This is a genomic window from Catenovulum agarivorans DS-2 (genome assembly GCF_000568405.1).
Taxonomy (GTDB): domain Bacteria; phylum Pseudomonadota; class Gammaproteobacteria; order Enterobacterales; family Alteromonadaceae; genus Catenovulum; species Catenovulum agarivorans_A.
The window spans coordinates 18,450-42,889 of the sequence record NZ_ARZY01000013.1 but is presented as its reverse complement, the minus strand read 5'-3'; the positions used below and the strand labels follow the sequence as shown (position 1 = coordinate 42,889).

Annotated in this window: 23 protein-coding genes and 5 tRNA genes; 12 read left to right on the top strand and 16 right to left on the bottom strand. The window is 41.4% G+C overall.

Translation table 11 applies throughout. From position 1 onward, the window contains the following. Window positions 1-33: 33 nt before the first annotated feature. From DS2_RS08555 to DS2_RS08515, 9 genes are all read right to left on the bottom strand, one after another. Window positions 34-108: transfer RNA gene (locus tag DS2_RS08555), tRNA-Gln, on the bottom strand. Window positions 109-121: 13 nt separating this feature from the next. Next, window positions 122-196 (bottom strand) — tRNA-Gln (locus DS2_RS08550). Between the two features lie 13 nt (window positions 197-209). Continuing rightward, window positions 210-284, bottom strand: a tRNA-Gln gene (locus tag DS2_RS08545). Between the two features lie 4 nt (window positions 285-288). Continuing rightward, window positions 289-371, bottom strand: a tRNA-Leu gene (locus DS2_RS08540). 8 nt (window positions 372-379) lie between these two features. Further along, window positions 380-456 (bottom strand) — tRNA-Met (locus DS2_RS08535). 571 nt (window positions 457-1,027) lie between these two features. Continuing rightward, complete coding sequence (gene ychF, locus DS2_RS08530) at window positions 1,028-2,119, bottom strand: redox-regulated ATPase YchF (protein ID WP_035014310.1); 1,092 nt, start codon at window positions 2,117-2,119, stop codon at window positions 1,028-1,030. Between the two features lie 10 nt (window positions 2,120-2,129). Then, window positions 2,130-2,717 carry an aminoacyl-tRNA hydrolase gene (gene pth / locus DS2_RS08525; protein ID WP_035014309.1) on the bottom strand — a complete coding sequence of 196 codons (588 nt, stop codon included), beginning with the start codon at window positions 2,715-2,717 and terminating at the stop codon, window positions 2,130-2,132. 8 nt (window positions 2,718-2,725) lie between these two features. Further along, window positions 2,726-3,340: a 50S ribosomal protein L25/general stress protein Ctc gene (locus DS2_RS08520; protein ID WP_035014308.1), complete on the bottom strand. Its 615-nt coding sequence runs from the start codon at window positions 3,338-3,340 to the stop codon at window positions 2,726-2,728. Window positions 3,341-3,496: 156 nt separating this feature from the next. Next, on the bottom strand, window positions 3,497-4,300 hold the full coding sequence (locus tag DS2_RS08515) for a response regulator (RefSeq protein ID WP_035014307.1): 804 nt from the start codon (window positions 4,298-4,300) through the stop codon (window positions 3,497-3,499). 297 nt (window positions 4,301-4,597) lie between these two features. On the opposite strand from DS2_RS08515, the gene DS2_RS08510 reads away from it, so the two are divergent. Next, a complete protein-coding gene (locus tag DS2_RS08510; RefSeq protein WP_035014306.1) occupies window positions 4,598-4,903 on the top strand; it encodes an STAS domain-containing protein in 306 nt (101 codons plus the stop codon). Window positions 4,904-4,927: 24 nt separating this feature from the next. Further along, the gene (locus tag DS2_RS08505; protein WP_035014305.1) at window positions 4,928-6,580 is read left to right on the top strand and encodes a fused response regulator/phosphatase; all 1,653 of its coding nucleotides are present in this window, start codon (window positions 4,928-4,930) and stop codon (window positions 6,578-6,580) included. A gap of 1 nt (window position 6,581) precedes the next feature. On the opposite strand, the gene galU is transcribed toward DS2_RS08505, so the two are convergent. Next, window positions 6,582-7,418 (bottom strand): UTP--glucose-1-phosphate uridylyltransferase GalU, encoded by an 837-nt coding sequence (gene galU, locus DS2_RS08500; protein ID WP_035014303.1) that lies wholly within the window; start codon window positions 7,416-7,418, stop codon window positions 6,582-6,584. A gap of 313 nt (window positions 7,419-7,731) precedes the next feature. Here galU and DS2_RS08495 point away from each other — a divergent pair, with 313 nt between their 5' ends. The 7 genes from DS2_RS08495 (at window position 7,732) to panC (ending at window position 13,764) form a co-directional block, all read left to right on the top strand. Further along, a complete protein-coding gene (locus tag DS2_RS08495) occupies window positions 7,732-8,250 on the top strand; it encodes a cytochrome b (RefSeq protein ID WP_035014302.1) in 519 nt (172 codons plus the stop codon). A gap of 22 nt (window positions 8,251-8,272) precedes the next feature. Further along, on the top strand, window positions 8,273-8,845 hold the full coding sequence (locus DS2_RS08490; RefSeq protein WP_035014301.1) for a YceI family protein: 573 nt from the start codon (window positions 8,273-8,275) through the stop codon (window positions 8,843-8,845). Between the two features lie 669 nt (window positions 8,846-9,514). After that, on the top strand, window positions 9,515-9,967 hold the full coding sequence (dksA, locus tag DS2_RS08485) for an RNA polymerase-binding protein DksA (RefSeq protein WP_035014300.1): 453 nt from the start codon (window positions 9,515-9,517) through the stop codon (window positions 9,965-9,967). A gap of 82 nt (window positions 9,968-10,049) precedes the next feature. After that, window positions 10,050-10,925, top strand: a complete 876-nt coding sequence (gluQRS, locus tag DS2_RS08480; RefSeq protein WP_035014299.1) for a tRNA glutamyl-Q(34) synthetase GluQRS — start codon at window positions 10,050-10,052, stop codon at window positions 10,923-10,925. A gap of 102 nt (window positions 10,926-11,027) precedes the next feature. After that, a complete protein-coding gene (gene pcnB / locus DS2_RS08475) occupies window positions 11,028-12,401 on the top strand; it encodes a polynucleotide adenylyltransferase PcnB (protein ID WP_235188568.1) in 1,374 nt (457 codons plus the stop codon). Continuing rightward, a complete protein-coding gene (gene folK / locus DS2_RS08470; protein ID WP_035014296.1) occupies window positions 12,394-12,876 on the top strand; it encodes a 2-amino-4-hydroxy-6-hydroxymethyldihydropteridine diphosphokinase in 483 nt (160 codons plus the stop codon). The genes pcnB and folK overlap by 8 nt, the downstream gene beginning before the upstream one ends. Window positions 12,877-12,915: 39 nt before the next feature. Beyond that, window positions 12,916-13,764 carry a pantoate--beta-alanine ligase gene (panC, locus tag DS2_RS08465; RefSeq protein WP_035014295.1) on the top strand — a complete coding sequence of 283 codons (849 nt, stop codon included), beginning with the start codon at window positions 12,916-12,918 and terminating at the stop codon, window positions 13,762-13,764. A 432-nt stretch (window positions 13,765-14,196) separates the two neighbouring features. Here the strand turns inward: panC and DS2_RS08460 are convergent, their stop codons facing one another. The 3 genes from DS2_RS08460 to DS2_RS08450 are packed head-to-tail and all read right to left on the bottom strand — an operon-like array spanning window position 14,197 to window position 18,312. Next, window positions 14,197-15,453, bottom strand: a complete 1,257-nt coding sequence (locus tag DS2_RS08460) for a glycosyltransferase (RefSeq protein WP_035014363.1) — start codon at window positions 15,451-15,453, stop codon at window positions 14,197-14,199. Continuing rightward, entirely contained in the window at window positions 15,449-16,423 is a 975-nt protein-coding gene (locus DS2_RS19800; RefSeq protein WP_152537576.1) for an LPP20 family lipoprotein, read from the bottom strand. Before DS2_RS19800 ends, DS2_RS08460 begins: the two co-directional genes overlap by 5 nt. Before the next feature lie 11 nt (window positions 16,424-16,434). Further along, the gene (locus DS2_RS08450) at window positions 16,435-18,312 is read right to left on the bottom strand and encodes a GNA1162 family protein (RefSeq protein WP_035014294.1); all 1,878 of its coding nucleotides are present in this window, start codon (window positions 18,310-18,312) and stop codon (window positions 16,435-16,437) included. Window positions 18,313-18,441: 129 nt separating this feature from the next. Here DS2_RS08450 and tusA point away from each other — a divergent pair, with 129 nt between their 5' ends. From tusA to DS2_RS08435, 3 genes are all read left to right on the top strand, one after another. Beyond that, a complete protein-coding gene (gene tusA, locus DS2_RS08445) occupies window positions 18,442-18,684 on the top strand; it encodes a sulfurtransferase TusA (RefSeq protein ID WP_035014293.1) in 243 nt (80 codons plus the stop codon). A gap of 85 nt (window positions 18,685-18,769) precedes the next feature. After that, on the top strand, window positions 18,770-18,952 hold the full coding sequence (locus DS2_RS08440) for a hypothetical protein (RefSeq protein ID WP_035014292.1): 183 nt from the start codon (window positions 18,770-18,772) through the stop codon (window positions 18,950-18,952). A 54-nt stretch (window positions 18,953-19,006) separates the two neighbouring features. Next, the gene (locus DS2_RS08435) at window positions 19,007-20,626 is read left to right on the top strand and encodes a putative bifunctional diguanylate cyclase/phosphodiesterase (RefSeq protein WP_035014291.1); all 1,620 of its coding nucleotides are present in this window, start codon (window positions 19,007-19,009) and stop codon (window positions 20,624-20,626) included. A gap of 1 nt (window position 20,627) precedes the next feature. Here the strand turns inward: DS2_RS08435 and DS2_RS08430 are convergent, their stop codons facing one another. From DS2_RS08430 to DS2_RS08420, 3 genes are read right to left on the bottom strand one after another with little or no spacing between them, the layout of a single operon-like run. Next, the gene (locus DS2_RS08430; RefSeq protein WP_035014290.1) at window positions 20,628-20,999 is read right to left on the bottom strand and encodes a DUF2750 domain-containing protein; all 372 of its coding nucleotides are present in this window, start codon (window positions 20,997-20,999) and stop codon (window positions 20,628-20,630) included. Between the two features lie 5 nt (window positions 21,000-21,004). Next, window positions 21,005-22,306, bottom strand: a complete 1,302-nt coding sequence (locus DS2_RS08425; protein ID WP_051479738.1) for a capsule biosynthesis protein — start codon at window positions 22,304-22,306, stop codon at window positions 21,005-21,007. Window positions 22,307-22,340: 34 nt separating this feature from the next. Then, entirely contained in the window at window positions 22,341-24,440 is a 2,100-nt protein-coding gene (locus tag DS2_RS08420) for a capsular polysaccharide biosynthesis protein (RefSeq protein WP_051479737.1), read from the bottom strand.

The following is a 24,440-nucleotide window of genomic DNA, read 5'->3' as shown; positions in this document are numbered from 1 at the left end:
TATTGTTTAACGAGGAATAAATTAGAGATTAAATGGCTGGGGTACCAAGATTCGAACTTGGGAATGGCGGGATCAAAACCCGCTGCCTTACCGCTTGGCGATACCCCAGCAAAGGGAGAGATGGCTGGGGTACCAAGATTCGAACTTGGGAATGGCGGGATCAAAACCCGCTGCCTTACCGCTTGGCGATACCCCAGCAAAGGGAGAGATGGCTGGGGTACCAAGATTCGAACTTGGGAATGGCGGGATCAAAACCCGCTGCCTTACCGCTTGGCGATACCCCAGCAATGGTGCGGAAGGAGAGACTCGAACTCTCACACCGAAGTACTGGAACCTAAATCCAGCGCGTCTACCAATTTCGCCACTTCCGCTAAAAAAATGGTGGCTACAGCGGGAATCGAACCTGCGACCCCAGCATTATGAGTGCTGTGCTCTAACCAGCTGAGCTATGTAGCCACTTACCTCGCCTCAGCGAGTGGCGCGTATTATGCTGATATGACTGGGTCGCGTCAACCCCTTTTTTTCAACTTTTCGCAGAGTTTTTGTAGTTTTTGTCTATTTAATTAAAAAAGCGCCAAAAGACGTATATAAAACGAACAAAACAGCAAAAAATCACCCGCAAGTTAGTGCCTAGGGAATTTCAATTGGCCTTTTAATCTAAAAATTATTATCGGTTGATAGACATCCTCTGACATAAATAGCAGGGTAAATATCTCGATGTATAACCAAAGTTTAAATTTCGACTGCATAACTAGCCCTTCTGGTCATGCACATTAAATTTCAAATTTAGAGGAGTGAGAAACTTTGCTGACAATTTAGGTTAAATATTCTGGATAGATTGACCTTCCCTGCCACCAAACTGGTTTCAACCATAACGCAATATCAAAATACTTGTTGGTAATATTCCGCTTAGCCTGATTGATACTTTGAGCCACCAGGGACACCGATACATGGCCACAAAAACCCAACAAAAAAGCCAGCATATTAACTATGCTGGCTTTAAAAAATCTCAAATATAATCGGGCGATTAAACGTTAAAGCGGAAGTGAATTACATCACCATCTTTAACAATATAATCTTTACCCTCTAAACGCCATTTGCCAGCTTCTTTGGCACCAGACTCACCATTGTTAGCAATGTAATCGTCGTAACCAACTACTTCAGCTCGGATAAAGCCTTTTTCAAAGTCGGTATGAATTTTACCCGCCGCTTGCGGTGCTGTAGAGTTTATTTTAATCGTCCACGCACGGACTTCTTTAACACCAGCGGTGAAATAGGTGTGTAAATTAAGCAAATCATACCCAGCGCGAATAACTCGATTTAATCCAGGTTCATCTAAACCTAAATCAGCCATAAACTCATCTCTATCTTCGTCTTCTAACTCAGACAACTCAGCTTCAATCTCAGCGCACACTGGTACAACAACAGCATTTTCTTTTGCAGCAATTTCTCGCACTAAGTCCAATAAAGGATTATCTTCAAAACCGTCTTCACTAACATTAGCAATGTACATAGTTGGCTTGATGGTTAAAAAGTTTAAGTGTTTAACAACCGCCAACTCATCGTCGGTCAAATCAACCGAGCGCAGCATTAAACCATCATCTAACGCAGGTTTAATTTTTTCGAGTACTTCGATTTCAGCTTTGGCGTCTTTATCACCACCTTTAGCCCGTTTCGCTGCACGCAGCATAGCTTTCTCGGCAGTGTCTAAGTCTGCTAACGACAATTCTGTGTTAATCACTTCAATGTCATCTGCTGGATTGACTTGCCCAGCAACATGCACAACGTTTTCGTTGTCAAAACAACGAACAACATGGCCAATCGCATCGGTTTCGCGAATATTTGCAAGAAATTGATTGCCCAGGCCCTCACCTTTAGAAGCACCAGCAACCAAACCAGCAATATCAACAAATTCCATGGTGGTTGGTAGAATTTTCTGTGGGTTTACAATTTTAGCTAAAGCGTCTAAACGCGGATCAGGCACAGGTACAACACCTGTGTTTGGTTCAATCGTACAAAATGGAAAGTTAGCTGCTTCAATACCAGCTTTAGTTAACGCATTAAATAAAGTTGATTTACCAACATTTGGTAAACCGACAATTCCGCATTTAAAACCCATAAGTCAAATCCTATGCTTTAAAACTGTGAAGACGATTCATTGCTTTATTGAACCCGTCTTTAAACCATACCTCAGTACAACGCGCCGCTTCATCTACCGCAGCATCAATTGCACTCTGTTCAATCGCTGGCGCTTTACCCAAAACATAACCCGTCACTTTGTCTTTGTGACCAGGATGACCAATGCCAATTCGTAATCGCAAAAAGTCTTTATTATTGGCTAACCGGCTAATTGTATCACGTAAACCATTATGGCCACCGTGGCCTCCACCGCGCTTAAATTTCGCAATACCAGGCGGCAAATCTAACTCATCGTGAGCAACTAGGATATTTTCAGCAGGTATTTTATAAAACTGCGCCATGGCTCCAATTGCTTGACCACTTTTATTCATAAAAGTTGTTGGTACCAGCAATTTCACATCTTGGCCATTAATCGTCACCTGGCCAGTGAAACCATAAAATTTATTGTCGAGTTTAAGAGTTGCGTTGTAGCGGCGGGCCAGTTCTTGGATGTACCATTCACCAGCGTTGTGGCGTGTATTTTGATATTGCGAGCCTGGATTTGCCAGGCCCACAATAAGCTGAACTGAATCAGACATACTGATGATTATTCTTCAGCAGCTTCTTCTTCAGCATCATCTTCAGCTGCGCCTTTTGGCTTATCAATAGTTACAACAGCAACATCATGATCAGCACCTTTAGCTAACTCAACAGAAGAAACACCAGCTGGGAATTTAACGTCAGTCAAGTGCAAAGTTTCACCAACAGATAAACCAGCTACATCAACTTCGATAAACTCAGGTAAATCTTTTGGTAAACAGCTAACTTCGATTTCAGCAATATGGTGAGAAACTACACCACCAGCTTTAGTTGCAGCTTCTTCGTTTAAGAAGTGAACTGGAACTGTAGTGTGAAGTGCTTGGTCTGCAGATACACGTTGGAAATCTAAGTGAGTAACTTTTGGCTTGAACGGGTGACGTTGCATATCTTTTACGATAGCTTCAACTTTTTCACCGTCAATGTTCAAGTGTAAAACTTGAGAATAAAAATGCTCATGCTCTTGAGCTTGTAAAACTTTGTTGTGCTCTAAAGTTAACGCAACAGCATCTTTACCAGCACCATATAATACAGCTGGAACTTTGTCTGCGTGACGTAGGCGGCGGCTCGCACCTTTCCCCACTTCTGTACGCACACTTGCATTTAATTCGATAGTAGTAGACATAACATCTCTCCAAAATAATAAATAGCGTGGTTACTTTGCGACCAAATAACCACATAAAACCCTAACCACCCGATTGGTAGAATTAGGGCGGCGTAGTTTAGCACTGACAGATAATTGAAGGAAGTATTATTTTTGAGCGAATTTACCGCATTGGGGTTAATGGTCGTGGTTAAGAATATTAAACAAGATTTGTTTAACCATAGAAGGTTCAAATGGTTTATCACAAATAGCATTCACGCCTGATTGAGCAATATTGGCCAAATGTGAGTCATTAGCTTCAGACGACACCATGAGCACAGGAACATGGGAATGCTGACCAGACGAACGAATAAACTCGGTTAATTCGCGTCCATCGACTTCTGGCATATTGTAATCGGTCACAACCAAATCAAACATTTCGTGTCCAAGTATAGTCTGAGCTTCCGAGCCGTCTACAGCTTCGGTAATGCGCTGCACCCCCAAATTAGCTAATACACGTTTAATGTGATTTCTTGCCAAACGACTATCATCGACCACCAATACACGGACGTCGTGCACATCAAACAAGTCTAATTCAAGCTCATCTGGCACTAACAAGTCTAAAGTTGAATTAATCGCAGTACCCAAATGCTCTGAGGTAAAAGGCTTAGGCAAAATAGCGACAACACCGGCCTGTTTAAATTCTTCCAATTGGCACTTTCGCCACTCACTAGACACTAACATAAATGGGATATCAGCGAGGCTTTCGGTATGTTTGATAAAATGCAATAGCTCTAGTCCGGTGCCGTCAGGAAAATGTAACGCACAAATAACTAAGTCAGGGTGGCTTTTTTCTAATGCAATTTTAGCCGACTCAATATCAGTTGCTTCACGAATATGCACTATGTCTTCCTTTTCTAAATGTCGCGCTATGACCTTTCTTTGTGTCACTGAAGGCTCAACTAATAGAATGGATAAATCAGACGGGTTTAATTGGTGCATAAAACAACTTTCCTACATCAGCTACAACATTGCCAAACGTACTGCAAACGTTAACAATAAATTAAACATCGATTAGATAATACTCTCTGGCTAAATTCAAGTTCAATTAACTTAGCCTGAGTAAATTAATCTGATTCGCACGAAAAAATAATTGCGAATTTTATTGTTTTTACAATTTCACATACAGAGATCTACTGCTAAACTCATCATCATACAGACTTTTTTCAATTTACCGACAAGCTGGAGTATCTGGTTTGCTGGACAATCGCTTCATGGATTATTAATAGGTGGACACGCATGAGTTTAAGTAAAAGCCTTTCATCTGATGGCAAAACCTTCACTATTCAGATCGCAGGAAAATTCGATTTTAACTTAGTCCAAGAATTTAGAGCTGCGTATTCAAATGTGGGTGACACTACACCGCAAGTTGTAATTGACTTGAGAGATACTGAGTATATGGATTCATCTGCACTTGGCATGTTATTAAATATGCAAAAGAATTTGGGTTCCAAAGTAAGTGGCATAAAAATCGCAAACTGTCGTCCGCAAATCCGGAAAATTTTGCAAATCTCGCGCTTTGATAAAAAGTTTGAAATAGATTAAGCGCAACTCGACCGGAGCCATTTCATGCATATACTTGTGGTTGACGACCAAGATTTAAACCGAGCAATGCTGGAGTATATGCTTGAACAAGAGGGACATCAGGTCTCAATGGCTGTTCATGGAAAAGATGCCATTGAACGATTCGAAAATATTAATCCTGACATCGTCCTGCTTGATGTCATTATGCCTGAAATGGATGGCTTCGAAACAGCCCCCATTTTAAAGAAACTCGCTGGCGACCTACATTTACCTATCATCTTTATCACCTCATTAGATGATCAAGATTCTATGTTGCGCTGCTTAGACGTTGGTGGCGATGACTTTTTAGCCAAACCGTTTGATAAGCTGATCCTTTCGGCCAAAATCAAAGCTCATGGCCGCAGCCGGGAGCTCTCAGCCAGAATATTGGAACAACGCAACCAGCTTAAGTTTCATCAATTACAAACCGATCGTGAGCATCAAATTGTTGAGCATATATTTGCCAACGCGCTGAGTAAAAACAACGCTCGTCCCGAAATTGTTGAGCATTACCTCGCACCTGCATCAACTTTCAACGGCGATCTCTTGCTTACCAGCCGCAGTCCTTTGGGTGGCAATTATGTCTTTTTAGGTGACTTTACAGGGCATGGACTTGCAGCTGCAGTTGGAGCATTACCCACAGCTCAAACCTTTTTTGAACTGACACAAAGGGGTTTATCCGCTGGAGACATCGCCCGAGCCATCAACATCCGCTTGTTACAGCTGTTACCAAACGATATGTTTTGTGCCGCCTGTATTATAGAATTATCTTGTAGTGGCAAAGCGGCATCTATTTGGATTGGCGGCATGCCAGATTTACTCATAGTCGATAAACAAGTTGGTATCAGAAATAAAATCCAGTCGCAGCATATGGCTCTTGGCGTGTTAGATGACGACGAATTTGAGCATACACTGATTAATTGCGAGCTCAGCCCAAGTGACCGCTTGGTTGTATACACTGATGGCATTACCGAAACCATGAATTCAAACGATCAAATGTTTGGCCAAGAGCGCTTTGAAGCTTTGTACAATAAGAACCCCAAAGCAGATATTATTGACGTTATCCAAGTATTGGACAATTACCGTGGTAAAGAGCATCAATTGGATGATATTTCAATTGTACAAGTAAACTGTTTAAGCTCCCCGAGCCCAGAGCTCAACAACCAAAAAGATATCCCCCCCTTGCCGTGGCAAGTCAACGTGGAGCTAACCCCTGACGACATAAAACAAACAGATCCTGTTGCTCAAGTGCTTGATATGGTGTCAGCTTTTCAAGGCATGGAAAAACATCGCTCTACCCTATTTTTATTGTTAGCTGAAATGTACAACAACTCAGTAGACCATGGGCTACTCAAGCTGGATTCAAACGTTAAAAATGAAGACGAAGGCTTTTTCGAATTCTACCTGCAAAGACAAGCAGCATTAGAAAATTTAACGGAAGGCAAATTACTACTAAATGTCGCGCACAATCCACAAAACAATAGCGTGCGGCTATCGATAACAGACAGCGGCGATGGTTTTGATGCCGAGCAGGTAAAAGCGCAGTTGAAAGATTCAGACCATCATGGGCGCGGACTAAAACTCATATGTGAGTTAGCCAAAACACTCGACTACAGAGATCAAGGCCGCACCATAATAGTAGAATATGCGTTAGATTAACTTATTCATCGCTATACACATTTTCAAATACGTAATTGGTTGCTTCAACAAAGCCTTTTACGCTACCACAGTCAAAACGCTTGCCTTTAAACTTATAACCAATCACTTTGCCTTGCTTAGCTTGTGCTAATAATGCATCCGTTAATTGAATTTCACCGTTTTTACCCGGTGGGGTATTACGAATAATTTCAAAAATATCTGGCGTTAAAATATAACGGCCAATAATTGCTAAATTAGACGGAGCATCTTCTACAGCTGGTTTTTCAACCATATCAGTTACACGGAACTTATCATCGGCAATTTTATCACCTGCGATTACACCATACTTAGAAATGGTCTCTTTTGGCACTTCCATCAATGCAACAACAGAACAGCCAGTCTCTTCATGGATTTTCGCCATCTGAGCCATGACACCTTCGCCGCCCACTTCTTCTGGCAAACATAAATCGTCAGCCAAAATAACGCCGAATGCTTCGTTCCCCATTAAAGTTTCACCACACAAAATTGCATGACCCAAACCTTTCATCTCAGGTTGACGAGTAAAAGAAAAAATACCGTTATTCATTACATAACGTACCGACTCCAAATATTTTTCTTTACTGGTACCAGAGATTTCTCTTTCTAACTCGTAAGAAATATCGAAATGATCTGCGATAGCACGCTTAGTTCGGCCTGTCACAAAACCAACATACTTCATTCCAGCTTCTAATGCTTCTTCAACACCATACTGGATTAAAGGTTTATTAACGATAGGCAGCATTTCTTTTGCTTGTGCTTTGGTAGCTGGTAAAAAACGAGTACCGTAACCAGCAGCTGGGAATAAACATTTTTGAACCATACTTGGTTTCCTTTTGTTGTTCATCATTATGTTTCTGTGTGCGTATATACGCGGCTCATATGATAATGCTATGACATAACTCGGATCTCAAGATGTTTACTGGCAAATTTAGCAAATTTAAGCACATGTTCTCGAATAACGCGCTAAAATAGTGCAAAACTTCGCCAGCACATCTACAAATTAATCACCAGCAAATATTGTTCCGAAAATTTAACCAAGCGTAAAAAAGTAAAGAGATGGTAAATCTACTTGCACAAACCTTAGCATGTGTGCTTAATAAAACTTAAGTTTACAGCACAGTAGGATTTGTTACATGCCAACACAGTATTCCTTACTTACTCGGCTCTGCCACTGGGTTAGTGCCGTAATGATATTAGCTTTGTTTTTTGTCGGTATTTGGATGGTCGAATTAAGTTACTACGATGACTGGTACCAAACAGCGCCCACCCAACACAAAAACTTTGGCATCGTACTTTTTATTATCGTACTGATTCGTATCGCCGCACGCATTATTTATCCAAGCCCAGCCCCCATAGGTCAAAAGTGGGAACAAGTAGCAGCGAGCATTACGCACAAGCTAATGTACATCTTACTGCTGAGCATTATGTTAAGCGGCTACTTAATCTCTACCGCAAGTGGCAAACCCATCATGTGGTTTGATTGGCTCCCCATTCCAGCCACAATTGCCTATGCAGATACACAAGCCGATTTAGCTGGTGATTTTCATCAATATGCTGCCTATACATTGATAGCATTAGTGATCGTTCATATCGCTGGAGCCGTTAAACATCAAGTGATAGACAAAAATTCCATTTTCAAACGTATGATTTAAAAACTAACACAAGGAAACTGACATGAAGAAACTACTTATTTCATTAGCAGCGCTACTACTATCTGCCAACGCATATAGTGCAACCTACGTCATCGATGACGACAACAAAGGCGCACATGCATTTATTAATTTTAAAATTAAACACTTGGGCTACAGCTGGTTAACTGGACGCTTTAATCGCTTTTCAGGAACATTCGACTATGAAGCAGACAAATTGGCTCAAAGCTCGGTCGAGGTCACAATAGACACCAGTAGTATCGACAGTAATCATGCTCGCCGAGACAAACATTTACGCAGCGATGATTTCTTAGATGTCGATAAATTTCCAAAAGCAAAATTTGTCAGCACTGATATAAAAGTGATCAACGACAACAAGTTTCAAATTATCGGCGATTTAACTTTACATGGTGTAACCAAACAAATTGCAATTGATGCACACAAAATAGGCGAAGGTAAAGATCCATGGGGTGGTTATCGAGCTGGTTTTTCAGGCACCACAGAAATTGCACTAAAAGACTTTGCTATCGAGAAAAACTTAGGCCCAGCTTCAACACATGTGATTTTAGAATTACATGTTGAAGGTATCCGCAAATAAAGCGAGGGCATCAAATAAACGATTTGATGCCCTATCCTTTAAACACCACCACGCGGGTCTGTGGCGCTTGGTGTAACGTATTAAGATTGCGTTAATTTGGTGTGTAAGAGATCTCTGATATAAAAAGTGAGTCAAGCCAGAAACTTTTCGCAATTAAGTATCACAACCCCGTTCTAATTATCTGATTTTAATGGGATTTATCTAATATCCCACTAAAAACCAGCTGAGCCTTAATAATTTTTTTCTTTTTTGCAGCTCCACACCCACGCAAAAATCACTAATATTTAACTCGTACGGACGCAACAGGAAACAACAAGGTAGTTGTTTGGTTTAATGACTAAACCACAAGGGATAGGACACAACAGGATGTTTATTATGGACATGCAGTCCATATCCATGGAAAAGCGCAGGAAGCCTTTGGAGTAATGCAGCTAACCGTTAAAAACGCCTCAACTTTTTCGAGGCGTTTTCTTTTTCTTTTCCACTTAAAGCCAATTCTTTTTCAACTCCCCATTGATAATGGAAGATAATGCCCATATAAACTTGGCACAAAATCTGATCTCGGGCTATAAATAAAGTTTAAACCCAAATTTATGATTGCCTACTCAGACTCTTTTTGATATAGATAGCCGCCTAGCGATAAGCTGGCGTAGAATTAGGAGAAGTGAGATGCCCGCTGGCACAAAAACAAAAGCAACTGGCATAATAGCTCAAGCAGGTTTACAACCTTATCAGCTCAGCCCTGATGAGGATTATATGAATGAAGCTCAGCTTGAACATTTCAAAAAGATACTGGCAACTTGGAGAAGCCAACTGCGTGCGGAAGTGGATAAAACCATGCACCACATGCAAGATGAAGCAGCTAACTTCCCAGATCCAGTAGATCGCGCATCACAAGAAGAGGAGTTCAGTTTAGAACTGCGCACTCGAGACCGTGAGCGTAAGTTGATCAAAAAAATCGAGAAGACTTTACAGTTAATCGAAAACGAAGATTTTGGTTACTGCGAAGAGTGTGGTGTAGAAATAGGCATTCGCCGCCTAGAAGCTCGCCCTACTGCTGATTTATGTATCGACTGTAAAACTCTAGCCGAGATTAAAGAAAAGCAAAACGCTGGTTTATAACTGTCACTTACGCATGCTTGAAATATCAAGCATGCTAGGGCGTGTTGATCTTTCGTGTACACGCCCTAGCTTTTAAAGCTTTATGACTTATATAGGCCGCTTTGCACCCTCCCCGTCAGGGCCATTACATTTTGGTTCATTGGTTGCTGCGCTCGCAAGTTTCTGTGACGCGAAAGCTCACCAAGGACAATGGCTCGTCAGGATGGAAGATATTGATCCCCCGCGAGAAATGCCTAAAGCTAAACAGATTATTCTGCAGCAGCTAGAAGGCTTCGGTTTGCATTGGGATGGACAAGTCCTTTATCAAAGCCAACGATTAGACTTGTATCAACAGCAGATTGATACTTGGTTATCATTGCATCAAGCATATGCATGCCGCTGCACGCGCAAACGACTCAAAACAATTCAGCATATTTACGATGGCTACTGTTCAGATAAAAACCTGCCAACTGAAAACAGTGCAATTCGTTTTGTAAATACCAGCCAGCAAACAGAATTTACCGACCTTATTTATGGTAAATGCGCTTTTGCAGCACAGCACTGCCAACAAGATTTTATTATCAAACGTAAAGATGGGTTAATCGCTTATCAACTTGCTGTATGCTTGGACGATGTAACACAAGGTATTAATCATGTTGTGCGCGGATACGATTTAATTGATACAACCATTTGGCAACACACATTGATAAAGCAGTTAGGTGGAACACCACCTAACTACGCGCATGTACCACTTGCATTTGCCGAAGATGGTCGCAAACTCAGCAAACAAAATGGTGCAAGCGCGATAGATATCAAACAAGCACCACAGTTGCTTGTACATGCGCTTGAACATTTAGGCTTGCAACCACCCAAATTGTTGCACAAAGAGTCGGTCGAACAGATAATTTTATGGGCTATCGAGCATTGGCAACGACAAAAAGTGCAAAATGTTGCGGTAAAACCGCCCAATAGTGTTTAAAAAATTCTCATTTGCGCGCGCTTGTTATATTATTGCGCCAATTTTTTCAGCTAAAAGGTAAAACCCATTATTACTCGTGTCTTGAATTTGTGTAAAAAAGTCTTGAGCGGCCAAAAAAGCTCAGTCAAAGCAACAGCCGAATTGCAAATTATTCCGCGTGCACAGCACAACATATCACGTAAAGATATCAGTAAAAATGCGCTGAAAGTCTTATATCGGCTAAAAGATGCAGGCTACGACGCATACCTTGTCGGTGGTGGCGTACGTGATTTACTTTTGGGTTTAAAACCAAAAGACTTTGATATTGTCACCAATGCCACTCCTGAACAAATAAAAAAATGTTTTAGTAACTGTCGCTTAATCGGTCGACGTTTTCGTTTAGCTCATATTGTATTTGGCCGAGAAATTATTGAAGTTGCGACATTTAGAGGTCACCACGAGACTGACAACAGCAAGCACAAATCTGATGATGGCCAGTTACTGCGCGATAATGTCTATGGCGATATAGACCAAGACGCAGAACGTCGTGACTTTTCAGCAAATTCTTTATATTACGACATAAAAGACTTTTCTATTCGCGACTATTGGGGAGGTGTAGCGGCCATTGCCAACCGAGAAATCGAGTTAATTGGTGATCCCGATACACGTTACCGTGAAGACCCAGTCCGTATGCTGCGTGCTGTCCGCTTCGCGCAAAAGTTAGATATGCAAATCACCCCACGCTCAGCTAAACCTATTTATCAATTGGCACCGCTGTTGCAAAACATTCCAAAAGCACGCCTATTTGAAGAATGTTTAAAACTGTTTTTAGCGGGCAAAGGACTAGACACTTTTAAAAGTCTAATTGAGTTTGGACTTTTTCAACAAATTTTCCCAAACCTTGCGGAATCGGTCGCCAGCGAAAATGCAGCGTATCAATTGATGAGCATAGCACTTAGGAATACAGACACACGTATCAACAACGAAATGCGTGTGACCCCAGCATTTTTGTTTGCCGCGTTTTTATGGCATGAAATGGAACAAGCGCGCGAGCACTACCAAGCTCAAGGCATGCCTGCACAAGATGCACTGCATACCGCCGCCAGTGCGGTATTAGATGGCGGCCAATACAATGTTACGATACCAAAGCGCTTTTCAACGACCATTCGAGATATATGGGCGTTACAGCCACGCTTAGAGAAACGTGCAGGTAAACGCTGCTTAAAATTACTAGAACATCCAAAATTTAGAGCAGCTTACGACTTTTTGTTACTGCGAACTGAGATTGCCCAAGGCGAGCAAGCAACTGAACTCACTGCAATATGTACTTGGTGGACAGAATTGCAAAAGTCGGATGCGGGCAAACAAGCAAGTTTAGTCAATCAGCTAAATAGCCAAGCAGATAAACGACGCCCACGCAAGCGCCGTAACAATGGCAAACGCCCATACAATAAACGACGCCGTAGCAATAACTCTGAACAAAGTAACAATGACTAAAGTGTATATCGGGCTTGGCAGCAATTTAGCCAACCCACAACAACAAATTACCGATGCGTTGAACGCTCTAGCTGATTTACCTAACGTATCAAGCCTGCAGGTTTCATCTCTGTATGCGAGCAAACCCATGGGTCCACAAGATCAGCCTGATTATGTAAACGCAGTGGCTAGCTTTAGCTGGGTAGGCGAGGCTTTAGTCCTGCTCGACGAGTTACAGCGCATTGAACAACTGCATGGGCGTGTACGCAAAGCAGAGCGCTGGGGGCCAAGAACATTGGATTTAGATATCATATTGTACGGCGAACAAACAATTGAAAGCGAACGGCTAGTAGTCCCTCATTATGGTATGCACCAACGCTCATTTGTTTTATATCCGCTAGCCGAACTCTCACCAGAGCTTATTTTACCTTGCGGTACGCCATTGACGCAGCTTTTAAACACAGTACCAGCTGGCGATCTCAGCATTATCAACTAACTTGTATTTACTTGTATAAACAGCCAACTCGAGAAGCTTATGCAAACAATTAGCGATTTAACTCAACTCAGACAACAAATTAAAACATGGAAACAACAGGGTGATACAGTGGCTTTTGTGCCAACCATGGGTAACTTGCATCAAGGACATATCTCGCTAGTTGAAGAAGCAAAAAAGCACGCAAACAGAGTGGTTGTCAGTATTTTTGTAAACCCTATGCAGTTTGGTGAAGGTGAGGATTTAGACAAATACCCTCGAACTTTACCAGCTGACAGCGAAAAACTAATCGCAGTTGATACAGATTTATTGTTTACTCCTACCGCCCAAACCATCTACCCCAAGGGGTTAAATGCCCAAACTTACATTGAAGTACCAGGCGTTTCGGATAATTACTGTGGTGCTTCTCGCCCTGGTCACTTCCGTGGAGTGGCAACCATAGTAAACAAGTTGTTTAACTTGGTTCAGCCGGATGTAGCATGCTTTGGCGAAAAAGATTTCCAACAGCTGCAAGTTATTCGCACTATGGTTGAAGATCTAGCTATGCCAATTGAAATTATTGGCGTGCCAACGGCTCGTGAAACAAATGGTTTAGCAAAAAGCAGTCGCAACGGGTATTTATCTAGCGCACAAAAACAACAAGCCGGAATAATATACCAAAGTTTATTGCAAGCGGCAGACAAACTACAACAACAAAAACCTCTTGAAGAAGTGAAAGCTTTTATAGCGGAGCAAATCAGTCAACAAGGCTTAACCATTGATTATATTGAAATTGCAGAGCGTAGCCGCATGCAAGACGCCGTTGCCGGTGATAAAAAACTGGTTATTTTAGTTGCGGCGCTTCTTGGGCAAACTCGCTTGATTGATAATTGGCAGGTTGATTTAAATTAGCTGCTTCAACTCTGGTGCAAAACGGCTGGAACACCCGGGCAGGGAGTCGTCGAGCCAGTTAGAATGCTTTTCGCAAAAACGCTTCAAGCCCATCCCTGGGCCGCTCTCAAACGGTATCCCTACCGATTGGAAGTTTTGCGAAAAGCATTCTAACCATCTCTCCTTACATCTGTATTGCTACCTAAACGGTTTACCTATTCACAATCTCTATCCTTACTAAGCTTCGACTTTGCTGCCAGAAAATACCAGCAACTTTTTTGTTGAAAAAGGCGAATGAGCATGTTGTGAACAAAACTTCACAAGAGAGGGATATCTTGTAAGAGCACCCCATGGATGGGCCCGCAGCGATTTTGTGAACAATATCTCATTCACCTTTTGTATTCTTTGGCACCATTTCCTAGCGATTCAAATAGAGAGATTTACATCTGAAGGCTAAGCATTTTTAGCTGCAATCCACTGCGCCATATATTGGGTGCTTTTCATTGTATGATGTTGCAACATAGCACCGATAATATTTTGTGCCCGATGCGCAACTAAATCTTGCTGAATCGCTTCAACCCGAATACAAAATTCAGGTAAAAATTTACTCGCTCGAAAATGCTCTAACAAAACCCAAGCTTTATCTTGCGCAGCCTGCCACAAAACTTGATTGTTATACAACTCAACTGCCTTATTCGCAATTTCCTCAGCCCCGTCGGCTATCGCGCCAGGCCAATAAATATTGGGCTTACCGGCATTGACTATCTCAGATTCAAAGTACCCTTCAATCCCTACATTAGTAGTTACACTCGGCGTACCTAGTTGCATCGCTTCGAATAACTTACCTTTTAACCCTGCACCAAATCGTAACGGAGCCATACACACACGAGCATTACCAACAACTTGATGTGCGTCATCAGCCCAGCCTTTAACCAAAAACCTTTGTTTTGGGTTATGTAAATCTGTTACTTTTTTCGCTGGGTATGCCCCATAAATATGCAACTCAGCATCTTTAATTTGTTTACTAATCAGCGGCCAAATATGCTGCTTTAAATACAGCACGGCATCCCAGTTCGGTTCATGTTTAAAATTGCCGATAAAAACAAAGTTTGCTCTTTGGGCAAAATGCTTAGATTGTTGCTTAAACTGAGTCAACTGTGCGCTATCTAATACAAAAGGCAAATAAGCCAGAATATGAGGGGGCAGGTTAAATTGATTAATCAATAAATCCATTTCATAGTGTGAAATCACTAGTGACAAATCACAACGCCATATTGCGGCCAACTCACGCAGCACGATATCCTGCAAATAATCTTGGGCCTGTAGTGGTCTTTGCTGCTTGTAGGCCAGCATACGTATATGCCGCAAACTCCACAAATCTTCTAAATCAAGAATGCGCATTGCATTCGGGCAATGTTTAGCCACCCGCCAGCCAAACTGTTCTTCAATCATAAAACGATCAAACAAAACAACATCTGGCGCAAGATCAACAACAAAATCATCGAAGCTTGGACAATTGAGTTTAATCTGTGCTTTTTGAATTCCTAATTGCTCGAATGGATATCGGTGAACACTTTCGCTAGCCGCACAAGCAAAGGTAATTTGGTAGTTTTGCGAGAGAAAAGACTTAAGTAAGGTTAACATATATTGGCCAGCTGCCGATGAATTCGGCTCTGGCCATACATACCCGATGACCAATAATTTTTTAATCGAGGACAATAATGACTCCTGCATCATTAAAAAATTGACTTGCAATTAACTGCTGCAATTTGGCAGCTATTTTTTCATTCACCACTATATCTGTTCGGCTATTGTTAGATTGCGCAGCCTTAATAATCCACGGTCGCTCACCGACTTTCGGATGGCGTTGTGCAAAACTTAAATCACGGGTGAATAAAGAAACCAAACGACCATTTTCTAGAATCGCATCCCTAGCTTGTTTTTTCGGATAAAGCTTTTTGCCTGATTTCGAATAGATTTTCGGTGACATTGACGGGACAAAGTGACCGCCACGCACATCAATAATTAAACCAGTAGGCAAAACATCAGATTGAGCACTAGGTGCATTTTTCTGGTTCACGCCCTGTTCTAATTGTAGCAAGCGCGCCTCTAATTGTTCTAAACGACGCAATATTTGTTGGTTTGAAGTAGCAGCATGTGCCTTTGCTGGCATTAACCAGCTTAGACTTTTACCAACGCCATCCAATAAATAATACAACGCCGTTTTTTGGCTCTCTAGGTCAAATGCATGTTGATAGATAGTTTGCGACAAGTTACCTGCCAATGGTGCGGTAACAGTTACTCGGCAAGTACCATCCGCTAAAGGTGTTTTTTCGGTAATTAATGCATTACGTACCACCCCCTCAACCGAGGTCGAAACCTGATCACTCGCCAGCATATATTTTTCAACTACAGTTGTCGCTTGCACGCGCACACCTTTAGTCGCCTCTAACAAATTTCGTTGCGCATCGGCAATTGCAGCGCGACAAGCTAACAACGGAATGACATGAGGTGGCTTGTTTGGTGGTGCAGCCCCCATACCTTCGGCTTCAATCTTGCCTTTCGACCAATTTACAGCACCCGCAGCACCAACAAACTCAGTGTATTCACCCGTTTGATTAGCTGCGACACATCCACTGAATAATGCTGCAACCAAAGAAATTGTTTTAATCGCTTTCATTTGAATGTCCATTAGTAGTTCACTTCACCTAATACTGTTGCTTGACTTGCAGCAGGTGACCAAAAATTACCTTTTGCATCAACCGGATAAATCGATGAGCTCTGAATATGAAATGGCTGATTGTCGGCAAACGACGTTTGTTTAAACGTCACCTGAGCATGGCCAGAAACAATAACCCCAGCAGTGTTACTACCTTGAATTTTGCTCTGTTCAACCCAAACATTTGCTGTGCCCGAAATATCCAGTGCACTAAATCGATTGCCGACAAACTCACACTGACTAATATGCGGTTTACCGGCTTGAATGGTTAGAGCCACGTCAGCGCCTTTTACATGCAAATGCTTTAATTCAACCGTTTTATTAGACTGTAAACTGGCAAATTGCACAAAACCAGAGGTTTGCGCACCTTTCACCACCACAGGTCTAGAAACATCTCCATACACGTAAAATTGGCCAAAAATCTGCAAGTGAGCATTTTTACTGACAATAATCTCGACTCCAGGTTCAATCAACAGTGCCGAGCTTTCAGACACCAGCATAGGCTGGCGCAAATAATAGGGGCTGTTGGCGAGTGTCATTGTCATTGGCTGCTCAATTTTACTGGGTAAATTACTCTCTAAAGCAGGCAACGTATTAAATCTTAAATCAGGCAAAGGTTTAGCATTTATCAATGCAGGCTCACTTAAATTACCCACGGCGTCTATCGCCACCACCTCTAACTCATATTCAACGAAATTGGATAAACCAGCAATTTCAATTTGCTTACGGGTTGTTTTACGTACCAGTTGTTTTTGATTATTGATAGCGTCTAGTAAATAAACTTGATATTCAGCGACATCTGAATCTGTATTCTGCCACATCAATTTGAGTAACTGGTCATGGCTAGAAGCTTGCAGGTTTTGTGGTGTTTTTGGTGGCAGGTTATCAATGGTTAATAAACCAAAAGGGCTAATCCAACGGCTGATATTACTGTTTTCGTCCATTAATACCCCTTCAACTACAACAGCGTCTGCATTAGCTTTTTTCGATACTGGAATTTTGCCGATATATTCACCAGGCTCTACTTCCTGTAAATCAAAACTGCCAACACCGTCAATAACGGCTTGCGCACGCATCCCTGCCTGTCCTTGGATCCCAACCTCTAAAATATCACCGTATTTTAAAATTTTATTCATGCCATTGTGCACAACGGCTTTAATTTCAGGCCCCGCTTTAGTGGTTAACCTTGGCGGATGAGGCATTACCCGAGCAAGCTCACGACCAACATCATCGGCGGCTCGCAACAAATTCTCTTCTTTTAAGTGCATAGTCGCAAGTGCAGCGTTTAACAATAAACCCACAGGTGTTACCGATGCACCACCCGCTCGGCTGGTTGCAGAATCAGACTCTTGCCACAGCACTTCGCCATTTCGATTAATCAGGGTTAACTCAACACCAACCTTTATTTGAGTAATAACACCAGCAAACAATCGCTCAAAGTCGGTAATCGAGCCATACAAAACCGCATCCACTTCTAGTATGTCCGCTAAACTTGCAGCATCCATTTGATATGCTGTATCCAGCGGAATGCTTGCAATTCGCAGTTTGTCATCAACCGCTTGCCAATGCAGCATATGGTAATTTTTTGACGAAACGTGGTTAAAGATTACTCGACGAACGATTTCAAATGCACCAGCTGACTCGGTGCGATTTTCAAAAGGAAGTATTGCAAGTGTTTTAGGTAACTTGCTCTGAGCCAAACTCACCTGCTCTTTGTCTTCTTCTAGTAAATTCTCAATTTGATTTAAAGGTGCGTTAACTAGTACAGCATCTTCATTACTAACAGCACAACCAAATAGAAAAAATAGCGGCAACAGTATAGACAGGCTCACTTGCCGAACATGTTTCATATGTTTGATTCCTTTGTAAATGCTCAACTCATTTTATTGTAAACCATAATAGCCAAGAAAAGTTGAGCCAAGGCACAGATTTAACCATAATATAGTGCTGAAATACTCAAACTGAAGAATTCACTGCCAATGAACCCTTTTGAAAACCCAGATCATAACTTAAACGCAGTTGGCCTGCGCTGCCCAGAACCCGTTATGATGGTTAGACAAGCCGTGCGAACAATGGCTAAACACGAAACCCTATTAGTAAAAGCGGACGATCCTTCAACAACCCGTGACATACCTAGCTTCTGCCGTTTTATGGAGCATAAATTAGTTGCACAACAAATTGACCAACGCCCCTATTTATTTCTCATACAAAAAGGGTTATAAAAAGGGCTTAAGGGCTAGCGCTTCTGGCACATATAGTCTTTAATTAGGAATTAATATCACAACTAATCTAATAAGAAGGTATTTTATGAGTTTAATGACTGTTGCGGAAGTTGCCGAATTTTTGGGAGTGCAGGACGTTAGAGTATTGCGTTTGGAAAGAGAACATTTACTAATTGCTGCCGACAAAAATGAAGATGGCGCACCTTTGTTCGAAAAAGAAAGTGTCGAAAAATACAAAGAATTGGCCCAAAGGTTAGGTGGAATATAACGCCGCTACAACACATTATCATGAGGTACCGAGTGCTCGCACTCGTGGTTTGATATGGACATAACATCAATTTTCACGCTTAGTTTGCCGCTATTCATTTTATTGTGTGCGGCACAAACATTTGTAGCTTTTACATTCCGAACCTTTTGGCATTATGCCTGTACAGCCATCACTGCATTCAGTTTATTACTCGTGTTAGCTGGATTAACAGGTATGGTGAGCGCGCTGCTGCTGTTGCCTATTTGTGCTGCCACATTAATTTGGGGATGTGCTCAATTAGCTTTGCTCGCCCGCACTTTTATCACTTGTGTTAATAGTACAAATGAATCGCGCGTGCGCAACCTCAATGAATCTGCAACGTTACAACATTTAGCATTGCACGATAGCACCACTGGGTTGCCCAACCAACAAAGGTTACAACAATGGCGGCACCACCATACTGAAGGTCAGCATGTGTTATGCGTTATAAAACTAACCGATGTGTCTCAGTTAAATCAAACACTGGGTTACCAGACAACAGACTTGGTATTAATACAAATCGCGCAGCGAATTAACAAAAGCTTATTCGCAATTGACGCGGTAAAACCGCTAGAAAACGATAAAAAGCTAGTCTCATTAGGCGGTGTGCGCTTTGCACTGATTATCGACCAAGGCAATAGCTCACATATAGTAGAAACTGTCTATCAGCAAATTAAAAAAGCACTGCCCGATCCAATACCTTATGAATCCATGATGCTCAGTTTATCGTTCGAGATGGGCGTCAGTGGTCAAATATCCGATGCCAAACAAATTGCAGAATGCATTCAGCAAGCACAAACGGCAATTGATTACCTCAGCCCAGGGTTAGAGGGCTATGCAGCTTACACTCAAGATATGGATATCTTTAATAAAACTCAACAAAAGTTATTGTCAGATCTAAGCCAAGCAATCAAACTACAACAACTTAGCTTGTTCTCTCAGCCGATTATCAACCTTGAGAACAAACAATTAATAGCCGCAGAAAGCTTGATACGTTGGCGACACCCCGAGTTTGGTTTAATTGAGCCTGAGCGATTTATTGAGTTAGCACAGCGCACGGGCGTTATTTACTCGATAACTCAATGGGTTGCTAAAACCTCCATCCAAGCTTGTAGCCAATGGCACCAGCAAGGGTTGGAAATCGACGTCAGCATAAATCTTTCAAGCAAAGATTTACTCCAGCATGAATTTGTCGACTTTTTGGCTCAAGAACTAGATACACACCATTTGCAAGCTAGCGCGCTCATTGTTGAAATAAGAGAGCAAGCATTGATGCAAGAACCTGTTATATCACATAGTATAATTGAACGTTTAGCCGCAATTGGTATTAAAGTAGTGATAGATGACTTTGGCACAGGTTTTAGCTCGCTGTCCCACCTCAGAGCATTGCCCTTACATGGAATCAAAATAGACCGGCAATTTATTAAATTGATGAATAAAGGCAAAAAGCATCAAACGCTAGTGAACACTATGGTCGATTTAAGCAGAAACCTACACAGAAAAGTGTTTGCTGAAGGAATAGAAGATATAGAACAAGAAAAAGTTCTAAAATCAATGGGCTGCCAATACGCCCAAGGATTCGTATACAGCAGACCAATAGAAATAGAAGGCATTGCCAGCTGGGCTAAACAATGGCAACAACAATTAGAAAGCTAGGCTACTTCTTCAAAGGCTGGCTTTTAATAACGTTTTGCACTTCGCGTACCAAAATTTCAACTTCAGTAACACAGGCATTTTCAGTTGCATCTAACCAATCTAAACCAACTAATAAATCGTCCTGAACTAAACCTTCAAACCATTTATCTTTAAAAACTTCGTAGTCAATTTTGTATGGTTTGAAGTTTTGGTAACCACTATTAGCTTGAATAAAAGCGAGCGCTTTTTCTTCGCTCGACCAAAAAGGCATAGCCGCTTGGCCATCTTCACCTTGCGGGGTTGGAATACCTTGCTCATCCATAATGGTAAACAATACTAAGTCTTTGGCGACTTGCTGATAAAATGGGTATTCAATTTGGCTGGTGTTTGTCATATTTGCTAACCGTTAATAGATTCAAATTCATCAAAGTCGTCAAGAAAATGAGGACCTTCTGCACCATCGCGCAGATTAAGTTGTTTATAGTCCGCTACTTTAACCTGTTTATTTGTTAAAAACTCCACAATATTTTGACAGGTTAAGTCGATGTCGCGGTAAAAACTACCATTAATTTGTGTATGCGCTTTTAACGCCTGTTTAAATTTAGCAAAAAACCTTGGGTTGGGTGGGCATGGTGACTCCCAAAAAAAGTTCAGTGGGTACTGGCTAGTTAAACCTTCAACATTATAGTTTGCCCGCCCCATTACTTTTGTTGGTTTAGAGTGGTGTAACGATGACAAACCAACCGTACTATTAATAGTCACAGTACCACAACAGTTTTTCAGCATGGTCGGCAAATGGAGTTCATGGCCATATACTACTCGCTGTTGAATATCTAACTTAGCAGCAATTCGTCTAATTAACTTGCCATAGTGGCGAAATCCCCTATCCATAGGATGGTGCTTAAATACTAATTTTTTATCTTTTGGTGCGTGTTTAGCAAACGATACCATCACGCGGCGAATAAACTCTTTGACGTCTTGATAGTCAGAATGCGAATGAATTTGACTATCACAATGTACTTGCAAAGGCACAAAAAAGTATTGATTCGCCCAATTATCAACAATCCATTTGTCTAAATTGCTTTGTAATAATTTATATTTCCATTTGCGATAAATTGAAAATGCCCAGTACCTTAGCTCGTCTAAGTTAGTGTATTCTCTATGATGGCCATCATTGTACAACCAGATGCGACTCATTCCTCTTGCGCAATAATAACTCACCCCATAAAATAGGCGATGGAAAAAAGTTTGACCAAATGAATGCTCTGGTATTCTAGCCAGCTCATGCGTTTGCGCGAGCGTAGCCTGAGCATGGGCAACAGTCGAAATATTTAATGGTGAGTTTGCGTTGACCCCACCTTTTTCAAGAGTAATGTGATTAGGGCGCACATAACCTTCTTCAAAAGCCCAAAACTCAATATTAAATGTATTACATATTTCTTTGGCGATTGAATGGTAGCTGCGGCAATCTCCATAAACGACAATTGCATGAATGTTATTACGGCGGACAAACATTGAAAGATAACGCTGCCAGCTTTTTAAACTGCCGCGATAATTAAACACATGATCGGCATTTGAGAATATTGCATCCCCGCCATTAAAATTTATTTTATAAGTGGTATTGCCTAATTTAGACAAATGTTTGGCTAACTTGCCAAAAAACGGCCCTAATGGTCCTTGTAAAAACAAAATATTGCTCATACTGTGCAATGATTCCCTTAACGAGGTACTACAATTAACCGAAGCGGTTAACTAATAATGCTTCAAAAACAAAGCGTATTTTACGCCATTTCCGTAATAAAAATGTATTAATTTGTGACTGAGCGGCAAGTTTTTCGCTTTTACCAGCAAACTGCTGCACAATAAGTTCAGGTTTGGTATAAAAACCTGACTGCCAATCAATGTAATCTGGGTAGTCAATTAAAGTTGCGTGCACTAATTCGGCTAACGATAAATTGCGATTACGTCGACTAATCGTTAAAGCATCGCACGTTAACCCCCAACCAGCATAAAAAGGTAAGCCATAACAATAAACCTGCTTGCCACGTAGCAACGCTTCAAAACCAGAAAGTGAAGACAGCGTATGCAGCTCGTCACATTGTTCTATTAACTGAATAATTGAAGCTTGTTCAATTTGAATATCTGCAAGTGTGTTTACCGTGTCTTTGGCAATATTGCCAACCCGATTCCCAGTTAGCACATCAGGATGAGGTTTATAAATAATATAATCATCAGGCCTTAGCTTGCGCACTTGTTGCAACAACCCCAAGTTGGTGGAAATATCAGGGCAACCTGTTTGAATGGAGGCGTCATCTTCTACTTGGCCAACCACTAAAACAATTTTCTGTCCTGCCTTAGGTGAGATGGCACAATTAGCTGAGTCTTCCACATTATATTTTGAGACTTTGCTCTGATTAAGTAGTTGAATTAACTTATCAGCACGCTCAAGCTCTATAGGGCTAAAACACTTGTTTTGCAATATATCTTCAAGCCGACTGGAATGCTGCGGGTTAAAATAAATACCTTGATTGTCGACTACCAATGAAGAAGGCCTGCGTAAATCAGCACCTAAACCAACTGAACGAATAAAACCATCTTCAATACGTAAGAGATTATTTTTAAGCACAACTGGCGCATGTTCTGGAACGGCTTTTGCGCCCCACAGCAATAAAGCATCATTCTGTTGAGGTTTAATTTTTTTAAGCTGATTAGTGGTAACAAATACAACTTTCTTAGCATATTTACGCAAAAAGTAAGGCAAAAACGCCTTTTTCCACAAACTAAAATTACAGCAATATATTGTATTAAATTGCAGGGCTGTTTTTTGTAGTTGAATAAACTCAACAATATCTTCAGGATCGCAACGCTGTTGCGTAAGCGGGTTAACATAACGCACATAACAAAAATAAGCAGCGTAAACTAAATCGTCAATACTAACACTTTGGCGTTCAGCTTTTAATTGTTGGCGACGCTGTGGAATGTGCCCACGATCATCCGTTAACCCCCAGCCTGCATAAAAAGGCGCACCAAAGGTAACAACGGGTTTATTGTTGAGTAGTGCTTCAAAGCCCATTTGCGAACAAACGGTATACACCTTGCTCACCTGTTGAATAAGTGCAATTGGGTTACACGCCTGATATATAAACTGCACTCTATTGCAGTTTGTCCATTCAGGCTTAATAAAGCCTGTTTTTTTGCCTAGTAAAACGTCTGGATGCGCTTTTACATAAATGGTTGCAGTTGGATTTTCAGCTATCGCTGCTTGCAGCATTTGTTTAAATGAATCAGCGCTGGCATAACTATATTCAACCGACAAATCACCAAAGGTTTGGTCAATCACTAAAACTGCATTTTCAGCCAACTGCGGCGCTTGCTCCACTTGCCCACATAGATTGTATTTAGTGATTTGATTGTCGATTAAACTTTGGCGAAATGCCTTAACGCGCTCAGGCAAGTTTTGCTGCGCGCGATTACTAACAAACTCGTCATTCGACAAATTTAACCTAGCACTAAACTGCTGTGGAATACCCGCAGCGATATAGGCTTCCATATCAGACGGGTTAGTTGCATCGTAGTAGATACCAGTGGTGTCTACCGACAATGACAATAAATTAGACTTAGCTGTTGGGTGATTTAGATAGCCGATAAAGCCGTCTTCCAGTCTAAGTGTTGGCACCTCAGAGCTAAGCGCTCTAATTACCAAATTACTTAATGCGCTTCGCTTCTTTAGCCCCCAAACTATTAGTAGTAGCCCTGTTTCTAAAGATTCAGTGGCACAAAAACACTGAATATTATTCCTTTTTTTAAATAAACCAAATGATGTAAGTAATATCAT

What these genes read in the sequence shown, in the direction of transcription:
- ychF (WP_035014310.1), bottom strand. Translation starts at nt 2,119, where the DNA reads ATGGGTTTTAAATGCGGAATTGTCGGTTTACCAAATGTTGGTAAATCA.
- pth (WP_035014309.1), bottom strand. Translation starts at nt 2,717, where the DNA reads ATGTCTGATTCAGTTCAGCTTATTGTGGGCCTGGCAAATCCAGGCTCG.
- DS2_RS08520 (WP_035014308.1), bottom strand. Translation starts at nt 3,340, where the DNA reads ATGTCTACTACTATCGAATTAAATGCAAGTGTGCGTACAGAAGTGGGG.
- DS2_RS08515 (WP_035014307.1), bottom strand. Translation starts at nt 4,300, where the DNA reads ATGCACCAATTAAACCCGTCTGATTTATCCATTCTATTAGTTGAGCCT.
- DS2_RS08510 (WP_035014306.1), top strand. Translation starts at nt 4,598, where the DNA reads ATGAGTTTAAGTAAAAGCCTTTCATCTGATGGCAAAACCTTCACTATT.
- DS2_RS08505 (WP_035014305.1), top strand. Translation starts at nt 4,928, where the DNA reads ATGCATATACTTGTGGTTGACGACCAAGATTTAAACCGAGCAATGCTG.
- galU (WP_035014303.1), bottom strand. Translation starts at nt 7,418, where the DNA reads ATGGTTCAAAAATGTTTATTCCCAGCTGCTGGTTACGGTACTCGTTTT.
- DS2_RS08495 (WP_035014302.1), top strand. Translation starts at nt 7,732, where the DNA reads ATGCCAACACAGTATTCCTTACTTACTCGGCTCTGCCACTGGGTTAGT.
- DS2_RS08490 (WP_035014301.1), top strand. Translation starts at nt 8,273, where the DNA reads ATGAAGAAACTACTTATTTCATTAGCAGCGCTACTACTATCTGCCAAC.
- dksA (WP_035014300.1), top strand. Translation starts at nt 9,515, where the DNA reads ATGCCCGCTGGCACAAAAACAAAAGCAACTGGCATAATAGCTCAAGCA.
- gluQRS (WP_035014299.1), top strand. Translation starts at nt 10,050, where the DNA reads ATGACTTATATAGGCCGCTTTGCACCCTCCCCGTCAGGGCCATTACAT.
- folK (WP_035014296.1), top strand. Translation starts at nt 12,394, where the DNA reads ATGACTAAAGTGTATATCGGGCTTGGCAGCAATTTAGCCAACCCACAA.
- panC (WP_035014295.1), top strand. Translation starts at nt 12,916, where the DNA reads ATGCAAACAATTAGCGATTTAACTCAACTCAGACAACAAATTAAAACA.
- DS2_RS19800 (WP_152537576.1), bottom strand. Translation starts at nt 16,423, where the DNA reads ATGAAAGCGATTAAAACAATTTCTTTGGTTGCAGCATTATTCAGTGGA.
- DS2_RS08450 (WP_035014294.1), bottom strand. Translation starts at nt 18,312, where the DNA reads ATGAAACATGTTCGGCAAGTGAGCCTGTCTATACTGTTGCCGCTATTT.
- tusA (WP_035014293.1), top strand. Translation starts at nt 18,442, where the DNA reads ATGAACCCTTTTGAAAACCCAGATCATAACTTAAACGCAGTTGGCCTG.
- DS2_RS08440 (WP_035014292.1), top strand. Translation starts at nt 18,770, where the DNA reads ATGAGTTTAATGACTGTTGCGGAAGTTGCCGAATTTTTGGGAGTGCAG.
- DS2_RS08435 (WP_035014291.1), top strand. Translation starts at nt 19,007, where the DNA reads ATGGACATAACATCAATTTTCACGCTTAGTTTGCCGCTATTCATTTTA.
- DS2_RS08430 (WP_035014290.1), bottom strand. Translation starts at nt 20,999, where the DNA reads ATGACAAACACCAGCCAAATTGAATACCCATTTTATCAGCAAGTCGCC.
- DS2_RS08425 (WP_051479738.1), bottom strand. Translation starts at nt 22,306, where the DNA reads ATGAGCAATATTTTGTTTTTACAAGGACCATTAGGGCCGTTTTTTGGC.
- DS2_RS08420 (WP_051479737.1), bottom strand. Translation starts at nt 24,440, where the DNA reads ATGATATTACTTACATCATTTGGTTTATTTAAAAAAAGGAATAATATT.